Raw genomic sequence first — 17,694 nt, 5'->3', positions numbered from 1 at the left:
AGGAACGCTGCATCGGCCATGGGGCGGATCGTCATGGCAGCCGGCCCGGGCAGATCGCGACTTGACCACCACCCCCGGTTGCGTCACGGAGACCTCACGAAATCGAGAGCGGGCGGGAGGCTCGGTTGCGGGTCGTCCTGGCCGCCCTTTGCCTGTTGCTGCTCACCCACGCGGCCATGGCGCAGGAGCAGGCGCCCTCCGCCGGCGACTTCGGCGGCGCCGGCCTGCTGGAGATGCGCAACGCCCGCTTCCAGCCCGACGGCACGCTGGAGGCCGGCGGCTCCGTTCGTCGCCAGCGCCGCTTCTACTGGATCAACTTCCAGGCCCTGCCCTGGCTGGAGGCGACCTTCCGCCTCTCCGAACGGCTCAACGCCACGACCGGAAGTGGCACCACGACCGACCGCTCCTTCGACGTGAAGGTCCGCCTGATCGAGGAAGGGCCCTGGACCCCCGCCGTCGCCATCGGCCTGCAGGACCTGATCGGCACCGGCATCTACGGCGGCGAATACGTCGTGGCGTCCCGCCGCTGGCACGACTTCGACTTCACGCTCGGCGCGGGCTTCGGCCGCCTCGGCACCTATCGCGACTTCGACAACCCGCTGACCCATTTCGGCGATCGCTTCGCTGTCCGCCCGCGCGACGTCGGCCGGGGCGGCACGCTGCGGCTCGACTTCTTCCGCGGCCGCGACGTCGCCCTCTTTGGCGGCGTCGAATGGTCCGTCCCGCCCGTCCCCACCCCCTGGGGCGACGTCGAAGGCCTCCGCGCCAAACTCGAATTCTCCGGCGACCGCCTGCGCGACGAGCGCGGCGGCTACCCCGTCCGCCGCGGCCCCTTACGCGGCGAAGCTGCCAGCCGCCTCAACGCCGGCCTCCAATGGTCCGGGGAACACGTGGATGCCGGCATCGCCCTCGTGAACGGCACCGACCTCCTCTTCCGCGTGGCGTTCCGGATGGACCCCGCGAACCCGCCCGCCGCGCCGCCCCTGCGCCCCGCCCCCGCCATGCCCCGGCGCGCCGGCACTTACCCCGCGCTCCCCGCCGACGCGACGGAATCCGACCGCGCAACGGCGGTGTTCCGGGCCGTCGAGGCCGCGGGCTTCCGCGCCATCGCCTACGCCGAGACCGACGCCGAATCCCGCATCGCCGTCGCCGAGGGCGGCTTCCGCACGCTTCCCCAGGTCGCCTCCCGCGTGCTCCGCGCCGTCAACGCGACCCTCCCGCCCGGCGTCGAGATGCTCCGCGTTTCCTGGTGGAGCGCGGGTGCCGAGATCGGCAGCCTCGCTGTCCCGCGCCGCGACCTCGAGGCCGTCGCCGCCTCCGCCGCGAGCGTCGAGGAAGCCTGGTCCGCGACGACCCTCTCGCCCGCCACCGGCAACCTCTGGATCGGCAGCGTGGAGAACCCGGGTCCCCGCCTCGACTGGGTCCTGGAGCCTCGCCTGAACCTGCAACTCGGCGACCCGTCCCGCACCGCGCGCTACCAGGCCGCCGGCGCCGCCGGCGCGCGCCTGTCCTTCGACGGCGGCTGGGCGGTGGCCGGCGCCGTGCAGCAGGTCGCCTTCGGCAACCTCGACCGCGGCCTGCCCTCCGACAGCCAGTTGCCCCGCGTCCGCAGCGACTACGCCCGCTACGCACGGGACGGCAAAACCTCGATCCCCGGCCTCTACGCCGAGCGTATCTGGAACATCGCGCCCGACTTCTTCGCCCGCGGCACCGTCGGCCTGCTCGAACCGATGTTCGGCGGCGTCTCCGCCGAGGTCCTGTGGCGTCCGCACGACAGCTTCTTCGCCGTCGGCCTCGATCTCAACTGGGTCCGCCAGCGCGAGTTCGACGGCCTGGTCGGCTTCCGCCGCTACTCCGTCGCGACCGGCCACCTCTCGCTCTACGCCGACCTGCCGGTCTGGAACCTCTACGCCGTGGTGCGCGCGGGACGCTACCTCGCCGGCGACTGGGGCGGCACGCTCGAACTGGGCCGCCGCTTCGATTCCGGCATCGAGGTCGGCGGCTTCGCCACCCTCACCAACGTCCCCTTCCGCCGCTTCGGCGAAGGTTCCTTCGACAAGGGCATCTACGTCCGCATCCCCCTCGATCTCTTCGGCGGCACGACGCGCGGCGTCGGCACCGCCCTCATCCGCCCGGTGCAGCGCGATGGCGGGCAACGCCTGGCCGTGGACAACCCGCTGTGGGAGGTGACGCGCGACGGGCGGGTTGACGCGGTGCGGCGGGGGATCGGGGGCTACGCGCGCTGATCGGCGGCGATCGCGATCCGCGCGGCGTCGAGCGGCACGTGCCGGATGATGGCCGTCTCCCCGCGCAGGTCGTACTCGATGAGGCCGGGGAAGGCGGGCAGCGGCGCCGCGGGCGGGTTGGCCTCGGCCAGCAGCGGCGCGACCGCGGGCGCCCAGACGACCGTGGCGCCCCCACGATGGAACAGCCGGAACTCGTGCCGATGGCCGCAGGCGACGATGCCCCGGAAACCTGACAACTCCTCCGCCAGCCGCAGGCGGGACGCCGCCGGGAGCGTCGCGCGCGTCGCGGTGCCGTCCGCCGCGGGATCCAGCAGGAACGGCGCCTTGTGCAGGAACAGGATGGCGCGCGGCGCCAGGGCCGCGAGCGCGACCTCCTCCCAGACCAGTGCCTCGTCCAGCCCGGTCTCGCAGCGCATGGCGTCCGCGCCGACGAGCGTCCAGCCATCGAGCAACGTGTGCCATTGCGCCGGGCCGTAGAAGGCCTCGAAGCGCGCGACGCGTTCGGCCGTGACGCTCGGCGGCCGCGGCGGGCCGTCGCCCACGTCGTGGTTGCCGGGGATGCAGCGAACGGGGCAGGGCAGGGCGCGCAGCAGCGCGGCGGCATGGGCGTGGTCCGCCTCCTCGTCCACCGCGCCACCCACGATGTCGCCGGTGTGCACGACGAGGTCGGGACGCCGCCGGGCGATCCAGCCCGCTGCCGTCGCGAAGGCAAGGTCCGCGGCCTCGTCGCCGCGCCGGAGGTGCGTGTCGGACACCTGGATGACGAGCGGCACGGCCGCGCTCACTCGGCCCGGATGTTCTGCTCCCGCACGAAGGCGGCCCAGCGAAGGATCTCCGCCCGATGGAAGGCGGCATAGGCCTCCGGCGTCCCAGGCGTCACCGTCACGCCCGCCGCGACGAGCCGATCCCGCACCGACGGCGTCGCGAGGGCGCGGTTCACCGCATCGTTCAGTGCGGCGACCACCGGTGCCGGCGTCCCGGCGGGCGCGACGAAGGAATACCAGGGCTCCAGCACCAGGTCCGGGAAGCCCGCTTCCGCCATCGTCGGCACTTCCGGCAGCGAGGGGTCGCGCGCCGCGCCGGTGACCGCGAGGGCACGGAGCGCGCCGGAGCCGAGATGGGGAAGCATCACCGAGGTCGGGTTGAAGAACAGCGCCACGCGGCCCGCCAGGTGGTCGTTCAGCGCCGGGCCACCGCCGCGATAGGGAACATGCAGCAGCTCGATCCCCGTCCGCGCCGCGAGGAGGACGGCCGCGAGATGCGTCGTCGAGCCGATGCCGGAGGAGGCGAAGGCCAGCCGCCCGGGCTGCGTCCGGGCGAGCGCGACGAAGGCCGCGACATCCGCCGCCGGCACGTCCCTGTGCACCGTCATGAGATTCATCGCATGGCCGACGAGCGCGACCGGCGCGAAGTCGCGTAGCAGGTCGTAGGGCAGGTCGGGCGTCAGCGCGGGACCCAGCGCGCAGTGCCCGAGGAAGCAATGGCCGAGGACGGAGCCGTCCACCGGCCCCCGCGCGACCTCGGCCATGCCGACCGCGCCGTTGGCCCCGCCGGCCCGGTTCTCCACCACCGCGCCCCGGCGGAGGAAGGGCGCCATCCCCTCGACCACCACGCGCGTCACGAAATCCGACGAGCCGCCGGGCGGAAACGGGACGATGACGCGGACGGGCCGGTCCGGCAGCTCGGCGCTGGCGAGGCGCGGCAGCAACAGCATCGCGACGAGGAGCAGGATTCGCATCGGCGGACCGTCCGGAGAGACGGCCCGTCGCTAAGGCGGCGTCGTGACGAGTCAGTGACGGAGGCGGGTCGCCTGCGTGAAAGCCGCCGTGTCAGTTCACGGTGATCCGCGCCTCCCGTACCACGCGCCCCCAGGTCGCGATCTCCCGGGACATCCGCTCCCCGACCTCCGCCGGCGTGGACGACACCGCATCCGCCCCCGCCGCCGCCAGCCGTTCCTGAACCTGCCCGTTCGCCAGCGCCTCGACGATGACCGCGTTCAGCCGCTCGATGATCGGCGCGGGCGTCCCCGCCGGTGCCATCACGGCACCCCAGGACGTCGCCTCCGCGTTCGGCAGCCCGATCTCGGCCACCGTCGGCACGTCCGGCAGCAGCCGCGACCGACGCGGCCCCGTCACCGCCAGCGCGCGCACCCGCCCGCCCTGCACCTGCCCGATCGCCGAGGGCAACTGGTCCAGCATGAACTGCACGTTGCCCGCGACGGTGTCGTTGAGCGCCGGCGCCGACCCGCGATACGGCACATGCGTCACCTCGACGTTCGCGGCCAGCCGGAACAACTCGGCCACCATGTGCGTGGACGACCCCGCCCCCGCCGAGCCGTAGGACACCCGCCCCGGATTGGCGCGGACATAGGCCAGGAACTCCTGCACCGTCCGGGCCGGCACGGCCGGGTTCACGATCAGCACGTGATCCGTCGCGAAGGCCATGGACACCGGCATCAGGTCCCGCGCCGGGTCGAACCCCATGCTGGCGTAAAGGTGCTGGTTGATCGTCAGCGTCCCCGTCGTGCCCATCAGAATCGCCGTTCCGTCCGCCGGGGACCGCACGACGTTCTCCACGCCGATGTTACCGCCCGACCCCGTCCGGTTCTCGACGATGACGGGCTGCCCGAGGCGTTCCGACATCCGCTCCGCCAGCACGCGCGCGACGACGTCCGTCGCGCCCCCCGCCGGGAACGGCACGACGAAGCGGATCGGGCGCGCCGGCGCCCAGGCCTGCGCACGAACGATGGACGGCGCAGCCAGCATCGGCAACGTGAAGGCGGTGCGGCGGGTGATCATTCGTCTCGTTCCTCCCGAAGCGTCAGCAAGACGCGGCGTGGCGCCGCACGATCTCCTCCAGCACGCGGTCCGGATCCTCCGCCCACCAGCGCCTGGACAGGATCTCGACCTCCACGTGCCCGCGATACCCCGCTTCCTCCGCCATCGCGCGGATGCCCGGAATATCGATGCACCCTTCGCCCGGCAGCCCGCGGTCGAAGACGGTGTCCACCGTCGGCACCTTCCAGTCGCAGGCATGGAAGGCCGCGATCCGCCGCCCCGCCCGCGCCATCTGCGATCGCAATGCCGGGTCCCACCACACGTGGTACACGTCCACCGCGACGCCCGAGCCCTCGCCCAGTTCGTCACACAGATCCAGCGCCTGCCCCAGCGTGGACAGGACGCTCCGGTCCGCGCAGGTCATGGGGTGCAACGGCTCCAGCGCGATCGTCATGCCGGCCGCTCGCGCATCCCCCATGATCGCATGCAGCCCGTCCCGCACCATGCCGCGCGCCCCGTCCAGGTCCTTCGACCCCGGCGGCAGTCCCCCGCACACCATGACGAGGCACGCCGCCCCGATCGCATGCGCCTCCTCGATCGCGCGACGATTGTCCTCGATCGCCGCCGCACGCCCCGCCGCATCCATCGCTGGGAACATCCCGCCCCGGCACAGCCCCGACACCGCCAGCCCTGCATCGCGGATCGCCCGCACCGCCTCCGCCACCCCCATCGCCTGCAGCACGTCCCGCCACGGCGAGATCGCGGGAATCCCGTGCCGCGCGCACCCTTCGATGCACTCACGCAGCCCCCATTTCTCCTTCACCGTGACGGTGTTGAGCGAGAGCGGCCCGGGCGCTGCCATCACGCGACGCCGTGCACGGCAAGCAGGCTCCGCATCCGCGCGACCGCCATGTCCGGATCCCGGAGCAGCCCCGCCTTGTCCGCCAGCCGGAACAGCTCGGAGAAATGCTGGATGGACCGCGCGGATTGCTGCCCGCCTACCATCACGAAATGGTCCTGGTGCCCGTTCAGCCAGGCCATGAACACCACGCCCGTCTTGTAGAACCGCGTCGGCGCCCGGAAGATGTGGCGGGACAGAGGCACCGTCGGCGCCAGGATGCCGTGGAAGGTCGATAGGTCGTTCCTCGACAGCGCCGCCAAGGCACCGCCCACCGCCGGTGCGATCGGATCGAAGATGCCGAGCAGCGCGTCCGAATGTCCCTCCGCGTCGCCCGCGATCAGCTCCGCGTAGTTGAAGTCGTCCCCCGTATACATCCGCACGCCACGCGGCAGCCGCCGCCGCATCGCAACCTCCTTCCGGTCGTCCAGAAGCGAGATCTTGACCCCGTCCACCTTGTCCGCATGCGACGCGATCACCTGCAGCGCGACTTCCATCGCCAGCATGTGGTCGCCGTGCCCCCAGTACCCTTCCAGCGCCGGGTCGAACATCTCGCCGAGCCAGTGGATGATGACGGGTGCACGGACCCCCGACAGCACACGGTCATAAACTCGGACGTAATCCTCCGGCCCCCGCGCCGCCTTCGCCAACGCGCGCGAGGCCATGAGGATGATCCGTCCGCCCATCGCCTCCACCGCCTCGCACTGCTCCTCATAGGCGCGGATGACGTCGTCCACTGTCACGTCGGGTCCCGGCGCGACATGGTCCGTTCCCGCGCCCGACGCGATCACCGCCCCCGGCACGTCCTTCGCGGCGTCCAGCGACCGCCGGATCAGTTCCTGCGCCGCGTTCCAGTCCAGCCCCATCCCCCGCTGCGCCGTGTCCATCGCCTCCGCGACGCCCAGACCCAGCGACCAGAGATGCTTCCGGAACGCGATGGTCCGATCCCAGTCCACCTTCGCGTCGAGCCACGGATCCTGCTCCGCCCGCGCATCCGCGACGACATGCGCTGCCGCGAAGGCGATCCGGGGATAGGGCGGCTTGGCCACCGGAAAGTCCCCCGGCGCCCCGGTCGCGTAGGCCTCGATGGCACCCGAGGCGGTCGGCAGGTTGACGGTGGGCATTGCCTCAGACCTCCAGCGCCGGAAGATCAACCCACCGCCGCTCCGCCCAGGACTGCAGCCCGGCCTCCGCCAGCTGCACGCCCTTCGCGCCGGCCAGCAGGTCCCACGGATACTCCGCCACCTCCCCCGCGACGTAGCGCAGGAACAGTTCCCACTGCACCCGGAACCCGTTCGGGTAGGCTTGCGTGTCCGGCACCTTCGACCACCCCTCGTAGAAATTGATGGGCTGCGGCACGTCGGGGTTCCACACCGGCTTCGGGGTGTTCACGCGCGACTGCGTCCAGCAATCCGTCAGCCCGCACACCGCGGAACCATGCGTCCCGTCCACGTGGAAGGTCACGAGGTCGTCCCGCCGCACCCGCGTCGCCCAGGACGAGTTGATCTGCGCGATCACCCCGCCTTCCAGCTCGAAGGTCGCGTAGGCCGCGTCGTCCGTGTCCGCGTGATACGCCATGCCCCGCTCATCGTACCGCTTCGGGATATGCGTCGCCCCGAGGCAGGAGACCGACTTCACACTCCCAAAGGTGTTGTCGAGCACGTAGCGCCAGTGGCAGAGCATATCGAGGATGATCCCCCCGCCCTCAGCCTTCTTGTAGTTCCAGGACGGCCGCTGCGTCGGCTGCAAATCCCCTTCGAAGACCCAGTACCCGAACTCCCCGCGCACGCTCAGCAACCGCCCGAGGGCGCCGGAATCGATCACCATCTTCAGCTTGCGCAGGCCAGGCAGGAACAGCTTGTCCTGCACGATCCCATGCTTGATGCCCGCCGCCTTCGCCAACCGCGCGACGTCCAGCGCATCCGCCAGGTTATCCGCCGAAGGCTTCTCGCAGTAGATGTGCTTCCCCGCCGCGATGGCCTTGCGGATCAGCTCCGCCCGCATCTGCGTCGTCGCCGCGTCGAAGAACACCGTGTCGTCCGGATTGGCGAGCGCGGCGTCGAGGTCTGTTCCCACGCGCTCCACGCTGTGCGCCCGCGCCAGCGCCTCCAGCTTCTCCCGGTTCCGCCCGATGATGATAGGGTCGGGCATCAGCCGGTCCCCGTTCGCCAGCGGCACCCCGCCATCCGCCCGGATCGCCGCGACCGAGCGGATCAGGTGCTGGTTCATCCCCATCCGCCCGGTCACGCCGTGCATGATGAGCCCGATGCGCCGCTGCGCCATGAATCCGTTTCCCCCAGGTTCGATCTAAGTAACCAGTCGGTTACCTAAGCGGCGCCACGAACCCGCGTCAAGCGCCCCGTCACATCACGGCCTCAACCACCCAAGCACGACCTCGACGCAATGCGCTTCCCGCGCCTCCAGCGCCGGCTCGGCCGCAAGGTCCGTCCCGAAGATCGTGGACAGCGTATGCAGGTTCGCCACGTAGAAGTGCCCGATGCCCACGAGCGTCACGTAGGCCTGCACCGGATCCACCCCCGCACGGAACACCCCCGCCACGGCACCGCGCTCCAGCACCCGCCGCAGAGTGTCCACCATCGGCGAGTACAGCGCCCGGACCTCCGCGCTGCGCGCCAGGTACGCCGCGCGGTGCACGTTCTCCTGGTTCAGCAGCGCGACGAATTCCGGGTGCCGCGCCGTGTAGCGGAAGTTGAACCGCACCAACCGCGTCATCGCCTCGTCGGGCGGCAGCCCGTCCACCGCCAGCGACCGCTCCTCCTCCCGCTTCCGGCCATAGGCAGCCTCCAGCACCGTCAGCCAGAGGTCCTCCTTCGACCCGAAATAGGCGTAGAGCATCCGCTTGTTCGCGCCCGCGCGCGCCGCGATCTCATCCACCCGGGCTCCCGCAAGCCCATTTGCCGCGAACTCCACCAGGGCGGCGTCCAGGATGCGCTGCCGCGTCGCCTCGGCGCGCGGGGATCGGGGGATGGCACGGGCGGACAGCGGGTCCGCGATCGGCTGGTCCATGGACGCATCCTGTGCGCCCAGGCCGGGGAAGGCCAGCGCCCCGGCAACCACGGCCGACGGCGGCGCGGACCCTTGCCCGCGCCCCGTCAGCCCCTCGTCGTCAGCTCAGCGCGCCGAACAGCCACAGCAGGATGATGATCGGGATCGGAATCCCGATGAGCCACATCAGACCACCCTTCATCATGACGCCGATCCTCCGTTCCGGTATCGCTCCAACGCGGGGGGCTCGCGGCCGGTTTCACGGGCGGCTAGCCTGCCGCGCATGAGCGAGACGCCGCACAACGAGACGCCCTGGACCCCCTCGCAGCGCTACCCCGACGAGCGCTGGCGCGACCTCGATCCGTCCTTCGCGCGCTACCGCCCGATGAACGCGCCGGTGATGAAGCTCTTCGGCGGCGCGATGTGGAGCGAAGGCCCCGTCTGGTTCGGCGACCACCGCTGCCTCCTCTGGTCCGACATCCCGAACAACCGCATCCTCCGCTGGGACGAGGAGACGGGCGCCACCACCGTCTTCCGCAAGCCCTCGAACTTCGCCAACGGCAACACCCGCGACCGCGAGGCCCGCCTGATCACCTGCGAACACGGCGGCCGGCGTGTCACCCGCACGGAGTACGACGGCAGCATCACCGTCATCGCCGATTCCTTCCAGGGCAAGCGCCTCAACTCCCCGAACGACGTCGTGGTCAAATCGGACGGCACGATCTGGTTCACCGACCCGCCCTTCGGCATCCTGCACGACCACGAAGGCGGCCGCGCGGAACAGGAACTTCCCTGGGCCGTGTACTGCGCCGACCCGGCGCGCGGCACGCTGCGCATCGTCGCCGACGACGTCGTCGGCCCGAACGGCCTGGCCTTCTCCCCCGACGAATCCCTCCTCTACGTCGTCGAATGCCGCACAGACCCGCGAAAGATCCTGTCCTATCCCGTGCGCGCCGACGGCACGCTTGGCCCGCGCCGCGACTTCGTCACCGCCGAACCCGGCGGCACGCCCGACGGCTTCCGCGTGGACGAGGACGGCAATCTCTGGTGCGGCTGGGGCATGGGCACCGCGGAGCAGGACGGCGTCCGCGTCTTCAACAGCGCCGGCGCCCCGATCGGCCACATCACGCTGCCCGAGCGCTGCGCGAACGTCTGCTTCGGCGGCCCGCACCGCAACCGCCTGTTCATGGCGGCCTCCCGCTCGCTCTACACCGTCGGCACGAACACGCGGGGCCTGCGGGGTGGCTGAACCCCGCCTGGTCACGCTGACCGGCGAGGCCATCCGCCCGCGCCTGCGCGACCTCGCCCGCCTCCGCGCGACCGTCTTCCGCGACTGGCCCTACCTCTACGAAGCCGATGCGGCGCAGGAGGACGAATACCAGGGCGCCTACGCGCGATCGCCGCACATGCACCTCATCCTCGCGCTCGACGGCGAGGAAGCGATCGGCGCCGCCACCTGCCTTCCCCTCCGCGACGAGTCCGCGAACGTCCGTGCCCCTTTCGAATCCGCTGGCCTCGACGTCACCCGCTTCTTCTATTTCGGCGAATCTGTCCTGCTGCCCGCCTACCGCGGCACCGGCCTCGGAGTCCGCTTTTTCGAGGCCCGCGAAGCCATCGCCCGCGCGCACGGCAATGCCGCCTTCGCCACGTTCTGCGCCGTCATCCGCCCCGACGACCACCCGCTGCGCCCACCCGCCACCGGAGACCTGCACGCCTTCTGGCGGAAGCGCGGCTACGTACCCATCGCCGTCGAATGCCGCATGTGCTGGCGCGACCTCGGCCAGCCCGACGAGACGGAAAAGACCCTCCGCTTCTGGGCCAAGCCCCTCCGCGATGAGCCGCTCCCCGTCGCATGACCCTCCGCCTCGGCACGCTCGCCTACCCCGTGACGCGGGTCGGATCCCTCGACGCCTGGGCCACCAAGCTCGACGTCCTCGTCGCCGAAGGCGCGCGCAACGCGGACCTCCTCCTCATGCCGGAATACGCGTGCATGGAAACCGCCGCCGCCCTCGGCGCGGACGGCGACCCCGCCGACGAACTCAGCGCCGTTGCCAACGCCGCAGCCACGATCCTTCGAATCATGCGCGACGCCGCGCGCCGCCGCCGCGTCTGGCTGCAGCCCGGCACTCTCCCCTGGCGCAGCGGCGACGCCGTCGTCAACCGCGCCCCCTTCATCAACCCCGACGGCGCCGTCGCCTTCCAGGACAAGTCGGCCATGACGCGCTTCGAAGCCGAATCCTGGTGCGTCACGTCAGGCGCGCCGCCCGTGGTCTTCGAAACCACCTGGGGCCGCATCGGGCTCGCCATCTGCTACGATGCCGAGTTCCCCACGCTCGTCCGCCCGCAGGTCGAGGCCGGCGCATGGCTCATCCTCGTCCCCACCTGCACCGACACCCCGCACGGCTTCAACCGCGTCGAGATCGCGGCACGCGCCCGCGCGATGGAGAACCAGTGCCACGTCGCCGTCGCCCCGACGGTCGGCGACGCCCCCTGGCTCGCCGCGCTCGACGTCAACCGCGGCCGCGCCGTCATCTCCGGCCCCGTGGATCGCGGTTTCCCCGAAGACGGCATCATCGCCGCCGGCGCGATGGACACCCCCGGCTGGACCTTCGCCACCCTCGACCCCCACGCCATCGCCCGCGTGCGGGAAGACGGCGCCGTCCGCAACCATCGCGACTGGCCCGCGCAGATCCCGCCGCCGCGCATCATCACGCCGGAGCAGCACCCGTGACCGACGCCGAACGCCTCATCCGCACCTATTACGATGCCTTCGACCGCGGCGACCGCGACGCGATGCTAGCGCTTCTCACCGACGACGTGGTCCACGACATCAACCAGGGCAGCCGCGAGACGGGACGCGACGCCTTCGCCGCCTTCATGGCACGCATGGACCGCTGCTACCGCGAACGCCTGTCCGACATCGTGGTGATGACGGACAGCGCGGGCACCCGCGCATCGGCCGAATACGTCGTGCATGGCACCTACCTGGCCACCGACGAAGGACTGCCCAAGGCACGCGGCCAGACCTACACCCTCCCCGGTGGCGCCTTCTTCGCCCTCCGCGACGGCCGCATCGCCCGCGTGACGAACTTCTACAACCTCGAGGACTGGTTGGGTCAGGTCGCACGGCCGACGGTCACCGCCCCTACACTGCCGCAGCCAACCCCCGGATAGTCTCCCGCAGCCAACCCAGCGCCCGGTCGTTCCGCGCGCTCGCGGGCCAGAGCATCGAGACCGTCCAAGCCTCCACGTCCACCGGCAGGTCGAAGATTTGCACGCCCCCGTCCTCCGCCACCCGCCGGGCGAGGCGCGACGGCAGCGACGCGACGAGGTCCGTCCCCTCCAGCGCGACCGGCAGCGCCATCGCGTAGGGCAGCGTCAGCGCGATCCGGCGCTTCAGGCCGCGCGCCGCCAGCGCCTCGTCCACCGCACCTGTCGCGTCGCGCCGCGTCGTGACCAGGGCATGCGGCAGGCCCGCGAAGGTCGCCGCATCCATTCGCCCGCCCACGATCCCCGGATGACCCCGCCGGGCCACGCCGACGAAGCGCTCCTCGAACAGCGGCGCCACGACGGCGCGCTCCGGCGGCCGCGGGAACACGCCTACGGCCACGTCCACCTCCCCCGGTCCAGCATCTCCGCCACCGTCCCCTTCTCGTAGCCGATGACGTGAAGGTCCACGCCCGGCGCGCGCCGCCGGAGATGCGCGACGAGCGGCGGCAGCAGGACGAGCGAGGTGTAGTCCGTGCTGCCGAGCGCGAACCCCCGCGACGCCGCGCCCGGCTCGAAGTCGATCCCCGCCTCGAAGGTGTGCCGCAGCCCCGAGAGGGCCGCGACGATGCCCGGCGCCAGTTCCAGCGCCTTCGCCGTCGGCCGCATCTCCCCGCCCGACCGCACGAACAGCTCGTCGCCGAGGATCGCGCGGAGCCGCCCGAGCGCGGCGCTCGTGCCGGGCTGCCCCAGGCCGAGGCGCCGGGCCGCGGCCGACACCCCGCGCTCCAGCAGAAGCGCCTCGAAGACGAGGAGCAGGTTCAGGTCGAGGGCCGAGAGGTTCATCGTCACGGATGATACGAACTATGCCGACTATCGAATGGCGGCATCCCCGGGGCAAGGCGCAGCATCCGTGATGCCGTATCAGGGACGACCCCCAACATGCGCATCTTCGCGACGAGCAAGCCGACCCCGGCCGCCACCGAGGCCGCCCTCATGGCGGACATGGAGGAGGAGCTCGCGGCGGGCCGCCGCTTCTACGAGGAAGGCCTGATCCTCCAGGCCTACATGGACCCTGCCTACAAGCGCACCTTCATGGTCTTGGAGGCCGAGAGCGTCGAAGCCGCGAAGGCCCGCTTCGACACCTACCCGCAGGTCGCCCGGGGGCTGATCGCGTTCGACTACACGCCGCTGATCGGCATGCCGGCGATCGCACAGGTTCACGAGCAGAAGGCGACGCCCCTGCCCGACTGGTGGCCCCGGTCGTGAATGAGCCCACGACGATGCACGACGGAAACCCTGCATGACCCGCCCCCTCTGCACGATCATCGGCTTCGGGCCTGGCGTCGGGGCCGCGGTGGCCCGCCGATTCGTCGCCGGCGGCTTCGACGTGGTCGGGCTGGCCCGCGACCCCGCGCGGCACGCCGCCCTGGCCGGCCCCGGGATCACCCTGCGCGCGGCGGACGCCGCCGACCACGCGTCGCTCACGGCGGCGGTGCCGCCCGGCGCCGAGGTGCTCGTCTACAACGCCTACCGCGCGAGCATGGCCACGCCCGGCCCCTCCGCCCTCGCGCCGGCCGACCTCGCGGCGGACCTCGCGGTTAATGTCGTCGGCGCGCTCGCCGCGGCGCAGGCCGTGCTGCCGGGCATGCGGGCGGCGGGACGCGGCAGCATCCTCCTCACCGGCGGCGGCCTGGCGCTCAGCCCCACGGGATGGCTCCCCGCCGCCTCGCTCGCGGTCGGCAAGGCCGGGCTGCGCAGCCTCGCCCAGACCTTGCATGCGGAGCTCGCCCCCGCTGGCATCCACGCGGGCACCGTCACCATCGCGGGCGCCGTCGCCCCCGGAACCGCCTTCGACCCCGACCGGATCGCCGAGGCCTTCTGGGACCTGCACGCCGACCCCGCCGGCGCCTTCCGCGCCGAGATCATCTTCAAGGGCTGACCCGCCCGGAGGTTCATGCCATGTCCCGGAATATCGACACCGTCCGCCGCTTCGTGACCGACTTCCTCGGCCGCGCCGACCTCGCCGCCGCCGACGCGACCGCGCACCCCCGCATCCAGGGCATCACCGGCCTGAAGCCGACGGGCCCGATCGACGGGCTCGACGAATACAAGGGTATCCTCACCGCCTTCGTCGGTGCCTTCCCGGCCGAGTCACCCGTCCAGATCATCGACCAGTTCGAATCCGCCGACGGCACGCGCGTCGTCACCCGCTTCCACTCCCGCCAGCGCCACGCCCGCGACTTCTTCGGCGTGCCCGCGACGGGCCGCGTAGTCCTCTTCGACGAGACCCACGTGGCGCGGCTGCGCGACGGCCTGATCGTCGAGAACATCGTCAGTGCCACGAACCTGGAATTCGAGATGCTCATGGCCCCCATGCTCGCACCGATGATCCTGGGCGAAACCCGATGATCAACCGCCGCACCCTCGGCCTCCTCGCCGCCCTTCCCGCCCTGCGCATCGCCCGCGCGCAGGGGGCCGTGGACATCCTCGTCCGCTTCCCGAACGGCACCTTCCTCGAGAACCTCGTTGTCGAGCCCGATGGCCGCGTGCTCTTCACGAACTACTTCGCGCGTCGGCTGGAAGCCTGGTCGCCCTCAGGCGGCCACGCCACCTTCGCCGAGGTCCCGGCCCATCCGGTCAGCCTCACCGCGCTCGGCGGCGGGCGGCAGGCGCTGGCCGTCCACGGCGCCTCCTTCATGGACGGGCCCGCGGCGATGCGGGGGCAGGCGGCCGTGCTGCTGCTCGACCCCGCCGGCGCCGTGACGCGCCGTATCGCGCTGCCCGAGGCCGTGTTCCCGAACGGCGGCCTGCTCCTCGCGCCGGACAAGCTACTGTTGGCGGATAGCGCGCTCGGCCGGGTCTGGCTCGTGGACCTCGCCGCCGGCACTGCGTCCGTCTGGCTCGACGACCCGCTCCTCCGTCCGGACCCCGCGCACCCCTATCCCGGCGTGAACGGGATCAAGCGCGCCGGCGACGCGATCCTCCTCTCAAACTCCGCGACGCGGCAGCTCCTGCGCGTGGCCCCTGACGGCCGGGGCCTGGCGGTGGCGGCCTCGATGCCGCTCGGCATCGACGACTTCGCCGTGGCGCCCGACGGCACGATCTACGCCGCGACCCATGCGGAGGGCTTGGCACGCCTGCCGCCCGGCGCCGCGACGCCGCTCCCCATCCCCGCCCCGGGCGTCGAGGGCAGCACCGCCGTCGCCGTCACCCCTGACGGTCGCGCCCTCTACGCCCTCGGCACAGGCGGCCTCGCCGCAGGCGGCAAGGGCGAGGCCGTGCTGGCGCGGGTGCCGATCCCCGTCGCGTAGGGCAGACCCCCGCAGAACGGGATCGCCCGCACCGGCAGACCTGCCCTTCGAGGGACGGCCCAGACCGATCGACGCCAGCGCCCATCGGCCTGGACCGACCCGGGCTCACCGGGACCGGACGCCATCGCGCGACCTGCCTGTTCTCCGGCCCCGGCCGTTCGGCCCGCGACGGTCGGCAGAGCGATCCGCGACCGGCCGACCTTCGCACCGCGGCGTCGTGCCGAGGACGTTCCGCCCCGGGGCGCCGGCGGCCCGAGGCACCGACGGAAGGCGAGGCGTGATGCCGGGCTGCGCTGGTCGGGGGACGGACGCTGCTGGCGGGCCGGTGGCCCCGGGGCGGCCTTCGCCCTCCCAGACCCACCCACCAGGGGCGAGTGCGCCCCAGGACCACGGGCCATTTGTGATGTCCTGGGCTGAGGAGGCCCGAAGGCGGCCTCCTTAGAGCATGCTTGTTTCTGTCTGAATCGCTTTCGGGATTTCGGTGGGTGCAACTACCTCCGCCACGCAGGCTACGCTTCAACGTGAAGCAAACAGGCTCTAGTCCGGGACGTCGACCGGAACGCGGGATCCGGAAGATCCATTCGCCCCCGTCGGTGCGCGAACGCAAGCGTTGGCGCAGGGGGCCGGAAGGCAGTGCCTCCCGAACTCACCCACACCATGGCACGAGGATCGGGCCGAGCCCGGCACGGCCTCGTACCGGAACAAGGCTCCGTCAGCGGGCGGGGGCGGGCTGGGTCCCGGCCGGCGCCGTGCCCTCCGTCTGCCGCTGGCGGTCGGTCACCTGTCCCTCGAGCCGCAGCACCTCGGCCCGCAGGCGCTCCAGCTCCGCCTCCCGCGCCTGCACCTCGGTCCGCAGAGCCACGGCCCGCTGCTCCACCTCCTGCACCTGCCGCTGCGCCGCCTCCCGACGCTGGGCCACCTCGTTCTCGGCGGCCGCGATGCCGTTGCGGGCTTCGGCCAGGCGGCGCTCGGCCTCTTCGGTCTCGGACCGGCGGGCGTTCAGCGCGGCCTCGGCCTGGGACGCCTGGCCGCCCAGTGCGGCGACGCGCTGCTCCGCCTCGCTGGCACGACGCCGCGCCGCCGTGACGTTCTCCTCCGCGGCCGTCAGCGCTGCCGTGAGCTCGCGCTGGCGCGCCTCGGCCGTGCCGCGGGCGCTCGTCGCCTGCTCCACCGCGGCGGCGAGGCGGGCGCGCTCACCCTCCGCCGTGGTCACCGCGGACTGCAGTTCCGTCACCCGCGCCTCCAGGCCGCGGGCCCGCTCGGCCTGCGCCTCGGCGGCGCGCGTCACCTCGGCGAGCTGCGTCTCGGCCCCGGCGAGCGCGCTGTTGCGCGACGCCAGGCTGGCCTCGACCGCGGCCAGCGCGTCGCGCAGCGCGGCCTGACGCGCCTCGATTCCCGCAATCGCGGCCTGGCGGGCCGTCAGCGCTTCCTGCGCCCGCCCCGCCTCGGCCGAGAGCGCGGCCACCCGCGCCTCGGCGGCCTGGATCGAGGCGGCGAGCTCGCGGGCCCGCGCCTCGGCGTCGCGGACCTCGGTGGTGCGGGTGTCGCGCGTCGCCTCGAGCTGCGTCACCTGCGCCCGGCGCTCCGCAACGGCCGCCTCGGCTGCGGTGATCTCACCCCGCAGCGCCTCGGCCCGGGCCTGCGCCTGCTGGGCGGCCGTCTGCAGCTCGGTCGTCCGCGCCTCGGCGGCCGTCACGCTCTGCGCCAGTTGCGCGAGGCGTCCCTCGGCCGCGGTGACCTGTCCCGCCAGTTCGCGGCTCCGCGCCTCGGCCTCGGTGTTCGTGCGGGTGAGTTCGCCTTGCCGTGTCTCGGCGGTGCCGAGGCCGGCGCGCGTGGCCTCCAGCCGCTGGCTCAGGGCGGCGAGGTCTCCATTGGCCTGGCGTTCCCGGTTCAGCGTGCCTTCCAGTTCCGCCGCGCGGGCGGCACTGCTGCGGCCGGTCGCCTCCGCGCTCTCCAGCCGGTTGCCCCGGGAGATCGCCATGGACCAGCCGATGATGAGGAGCAGGAGGAGGACGGCCGCCGCCCCGAGGACCGGCCAGGAATAACCGAAGAGTCCCCCGGAGAGCGGGGAGGGTCCGGGATCCACCGGCCCGCCCGGCGGGGTGCTGACCCGCACGGTCGAGCTTTCGTTCCGTCGCTTCGCTTCACCCATCGTGCTGCTCCCAAGGCCCCCGGGCCGTCGAGGGCACGGGTGGCGCGGCGCCGGTTAAGGCGCCCTTCAGGGGTGCGCACGTGACATTCGCGCG

General features: G+C 72.4%; 19 protein-coding genes. 9 read left to right on the top strand and 10 right to left on the bottom strand.

The annotated features are described in order from the left end of the window. The first annotated feature begins 125 nt into the window (after positions 1 to 125). On the top strand, positions 126 to 2,246 hold the full coding sequence (locus ACE7GA_RS10110; RefSeq protein WP_376099021.1) for a YjbH domain-containing protein: 2,121 nt from the start codon (positions 126 to 128) through the stop codon (positions 2,244 to 2,246). Here ACE7GA_RS10110 and ACE7GA_RS10105 read toward each other — a convergent pair. The 7 genes from ACE7GA_RS10105 to ACE7GA_RS10075 all read right to left on the bottom strand — a co-directional run bounded on the left by ACE7GA_RS10105 (position 2,234) and on the right by ACE7GA_RS10075 (position 8,948). Further along, entirely contained in the window at positions 2,234 to 3,031 is a 798-nt protein-coding gene (locus ACE7GA_RS10105; RefSeq protein WP_376099019.1) for a metallophosphoesterase family protein, read from the bottom strand. The genes ACE7GA_RS10110 and ACE7GA_RS10105 overlap by 13 nt on opposite strands. Next, on the bottom strand, positions 3,028 to 3,984 hold the full coding sequence (locus tag ACE7GA_RS10100; RefSeq protein WP_376099017.1) for a Bug family tripartite tricarboxylate transporter substrate binding protein: 957 nt from the start codon (positions 3,982 to 3,984) through the stop codon (positions 3,028 to 3,030). Before ACE7GA_RS10100 ends, ACE7GA_RS10105 begins: the two co-directional genes overlap by 4 nt. 91 nt (positions 3,985 to 4,075) lie before the next feature. Next, on the bottom strand, positions 4,076 to 5,044 hold the full coding sequence (locus ACE7GA_RS10095) for a Bug family tripartite tricarboxylate transporter substrate binding protein (RefSeq protein ID WP_376099015.1): 969 nt from the start codon (positions 5,042 to 5,044) through the stop codon (positions 4,076 to 4,078). 22 nt (positions 5,045 to 5,066) lie between these two features. Continuing rightward, the gene (locus ACE7GA_RS10090; protein WP_376100201.1) at positions 5,067 to 5,885 is read right to left on the bottom strand and encodes a sugar phosphate isomerase/epimerase family protein; all 819 of its coding nucleotides are present in this window, start codon (positions 5,883 to 5,885) and stop codon (positions 5,067 to 5,069) included. After that, positions 5,885 to 7,045, bottom strand: a complete 1,161-nt coding sequence (locus tag ACE7GA_RS10085; RefSeq protein ID WP_376099013.1) for a dihydrodipicolinate synthase family protein — start codon at positions 7,043 to 7,045, stop codon at positions 5,885 to 5,887. Before ACE7GA_RS10085 ends, ACE7GA_RS10090 begins: the two co-directional genes overlap by 1 nt. A 4-nt stretch (positions 7,046 to 7,049) precedes the next feature. Next, entirely contained in the window at positions 7,050 to 8,204 is a 1,155-nt protein-coding gene (locus ACE7GA_RS10080) for a Gfo/Idh/MocA family protein (RefSeq protein ID WP_376099011.1), read from the bottom strand. 84 nt (positions 8,205 to 8,288) lie between these two features. Further along, the gene (locus tag ACE7GA_RS10075; RefSeq protein ID WP_376099009.1) at positions 8,289 to 8,948 is read right to left on the bottom strand and encodes a TetR/AcrR family transcriptional regulator; all 660 of its coding nucleotides are present in this window, start codon (positions 8,946 to 8,948) and stop codon (positions 8,289 to 8,291) included. Positions 8,949 to 9,210: 262 nt separating this feature from the next. On the opposite strand from ACE7GA_RS10075, the gene ACE7GA_RS10070 reads away from it, so the two are divergent. From ACE7GA_RS10070 to ACE7GA_RS10055, 4 genes are read left to right on the top strand one after another with little or no spacing between them, the layout of a single operon-like run. Continuing rightward, entirely contained in the window at positions 9,211 to 10,176 is a 966-nt protein-coding gene (locus ACE7GA_RS10070; RefSeq protein ID WP_376099007.1) for an SMP-30/gluconolactonase/LRE family protein, read from the top strand. Then, positions 10,169 to 10,783, top strand: a complete 615-nt coding sequence (locus ACE7GA_RS10065) for a GNAT family N-acetyltransferase (RefSeq protein WP_376099005.1) — start codon at positions 10,169 to 10,171, stop codon at positions 10,781 to 10,783. The genes ACE7GA_RS10070 and ACE7GA_RS10065 overlap by 8 nt, the downstream gene beginning before the upstream one ends. Further along, positions 10,780 to 11,658, top strand: a complete 879-nt coding sequence (locus ACE7GA_RS10060; RefSeq protein WP_376099003.1) for a carbon-nitrogen hydrolase family protein — start codon at positions 10,780 to 10,782, stop codon at positions 11,656 to 11,658. The genes ACE7GA_RS10065 and ACE7GA_RS10060 overlap by 4 nt, the downstream gene beginning before the upstream one ends. Continuing rightward, on the top strand, positions 11,655 to 12,101 hold the full coding sequence (locus ACE7GA_RS10055; RefSeq protein WP_376099001.1) for a ketosteroid isomerase-related protein: 447 nt from the start codon (positions 11,655 to 11,657) through the stop codon (positions 12,099 to 12,101). Before ACE7GA_RS10060 ends, ACE7GA_RS10055 begins: the two co-directional genes overlap by 4 nt. Here ACE7GA_RS10055 and ACE7GA_RS10050 read toward each other — a convergent pair. Together ACE7GA_RS10050 and ACE7GA_RS10045 are read right to left on the bottom strand one after the other, a co-directional pair. Further along, entirely contained in the window at positions 12,073 to 12,537 is a 465-nt protein-coding gene (locus tag ACE7GA_RS10050) for a LysR substrate-binding domain-containing protein (RefSeq protein ID WP_376098999.1), read from the bottom strand. The genes ACE7GA_RS10055 and ACE7GA_RS10050 overlap by 29 nt on opposite strands. After that, a complete protein-coding gene (locus tag ACE7GA_RS10045; RefSeq protein WP_376098997.1) occupies positions 12,528 to 12,980 on the bottom strand; it encodes a LysR family transcriptional regulator in 453 nt (150 codons plus the stop codon). Before ACE7GA_RS10045 ends, ACE7GA_RS10050 begins: the two co-directional genes overlap by 10 nt. Positions 12,981 to 13,076: 96 nt before the next feature. Here ACE7GA_RS10045 and ACE7GA_RS10040 point away from each other — a divergent pair, with 96 nt between their 5' ends. The 4 genes from ACE7GA_RS10040 to ACE7GA_RS10025 are packed head-to-tail and all read left to right on the top strand — an operon-like array spanning position 13,077 to position 15,448. Further along, positions 13,077 to 13,403 carry a hypothetical protein gene (locus tag ACE7GA_RS10040; RefSeq protein WP_376098995.1) on the top strand — a complete coding sequence of 109 codons (327 nt, stop codon included), beginning with the start codon at positions 13,077 to 13,079 and terminating at the stop codon, positions 13,401 to 13,403. Between the two features lie 34 nt (positions 13,404 to 13,437). Continuing rightward, positions 13,438 to 14,076 carry an SDR family NAD(P)-dependent oxidoreductase gene (locus ACE7GA_RS10035; RefSeq protein WP_376098993.1) on the top strand — a complete coding sequence of 213 codons (639 nt, stop codon included), beginning with the start codon at positions 13,438 to 13,440 and terminating at the stop codon, positions 14,074 to 14,076. A 20-nt stretch (positions 14,077 to 14,096) separates the two neighbouring features. Beyond that, a complete protein-coding gene (locus tag ACE7GA_RS10030; protein WP_376098991.1) occupies positions 14,097 to 14,546 on the top strand; it encodes an ester cyclase in 450 nt (149 codons plus the stop codon). After that, positions 14,543 to 15,448, top strand: coding sequence for a hypothetical protein (locus ACE7GA_RS10025; RefSeq protein WP_376098989.1), 906 nt, complete (start codon positions 14,543 to 14,545; stop codon positions 15,446 to 15,448). The genes ACE7GA_RS10030 and ACE7GA_RS10025 overlap by 4 nt, the downstream gene beginning before the upstream one ends. 712 nt (positions 15,449 to 16,160) lie before the next feature. Here ACE7GA_RS10025 and ACE7GA_RS10020 read toward each other — a convergent pair. Continuing rightward, the gene (locus tag ACE7GA_RS10020) at positions 16,161 to 17,600 is read right to left on the bottom strand and encodes a hypothetical protein (RefSeq protein WP_376098987.1); all 1,440 of its coding nucleotides are present in this window, start codon (positions 17,598 to 17,600) and stop codon (positions 16,161 to 16,163) included. Positions 17,601 to 17,694 lie beyond the last annotated feature (94 nt).

The organism is Roseomonas sp. CCTCC AB2023176, assembly GCF_042259275.1.
Taxonomy (GTDB): domain Bacteria; phylum Pseudomonadota; class Alphaproteobacteria; order Acetobacterales; family Acetobacteraceae; genus Roseomonas.
Note: the sequence above shows the minus strand (reverse complement) of the source record. Positions and strands in the feature narration are given on the sequence as shown.

Bases quoted from the DNA above. Each gene is read 5' to 3' on its own strand.
- ACE7GA_RS10100 (WP_376099017.1), bottom strand. From the start codon at position 3,984: ATGCGAATCCTGCTCCTCGTCGCGATGCTGTTGCTGCCGCGCCTCGCC.
- ACE7GA_RS10095 (WP_376099015.1), bottom strand. From the start codon at position 5,044: ATGATCACCCGCCGCACCGCCTTCACGTTGCCGATGCTGGCTGCGCCG.
- ACE7GA_RS10090 (WP_376100201.1), bottom strand. From the start codon at position 5,885: ATGGCAGCGCCCGGGCCGCTCTCGCTCAACACCGTCACGGTGAAGGAG.
- ACE7GA_RS10085 (WP_376099013.1), bottom strand. From the start codon at position 7,045: ATGCCCACCGTCAACCTGCCGACCGCCTCGGGTGCCATCGAGGCCTAC.
- ACE7GA_RS10080 (WP_376099011.1), bottom strand. From the start codon at position 8,204: ATGGCGCAGCGGCGCATCGGGCTCATCATGCACGGCGTGACCGGGCGG.
- ACE7GA_RS10075 (WP_376099009.1), bottom strand. From the start codon at position 8,948: ATGGACCAGCCGATCGCGGACCCGCTGTCCGCCCGTGCCATCCCCCGA.
- ACE7GA_RS10070 (WP_376099007.1), top strand. From the start codon at position 9,211: ATGAGCGAGACGCCGCACAACGAGACGCCCTGGACCCCCTCGCAGCGC.
- ACE7GA_RS10060 (WP_376099003.1), top strand. From the start codon at position 10,780: ATGACCCTCCGCCTCGGCACGCTCGCCTACCCCGTGACGCGGGTCGGA.
- ACE7GA_RS10045 (WP_376098997.1), bottom strand. From the start codon at position 12,980: ATGAACCTCTCGGCCCTCGACCTGAACCTGCTCCTCGTCTTCGAGGCG.
- ACE7GA_RS10040 (WP_376098995.1), top strand. From the start codon at position 13,077: ATGCGCATCTTCGCGACGAGCAAGCCGACCCCGGCCGCCACCGAGGCC.
- ACE7GA_RS10035 (WP_376098993.1), top strand. From the start codon at position 13,438: ATGACCCGCCCCCTCTGCACGATCATCGGCTTCGGGCCTGGCGTCGGG.
- ACE7GA_RS10030 (WP_376098991.1), top strand. From the start codon at position 14,097: ATGTCCCGGAATATCGACACCGTCCGCCGCTTCGTGACCGACTTCCTC.
- ACE7GA_RS10025 (WP_376098989.1), top strand. From the start codon at position 14,543: ATGATCAACCGCCGCACCCTCGGCCTCCTCGCCGCCCTTCCCGCCCTG.
- ACE7GA_RS10020 (WP_376098987.1), bottom strand. From the start codon at position 17,600: ATGGGTGAAGCGAAGCGACGGAACGAAAGCTCGACCGTGCGGGTCAGC.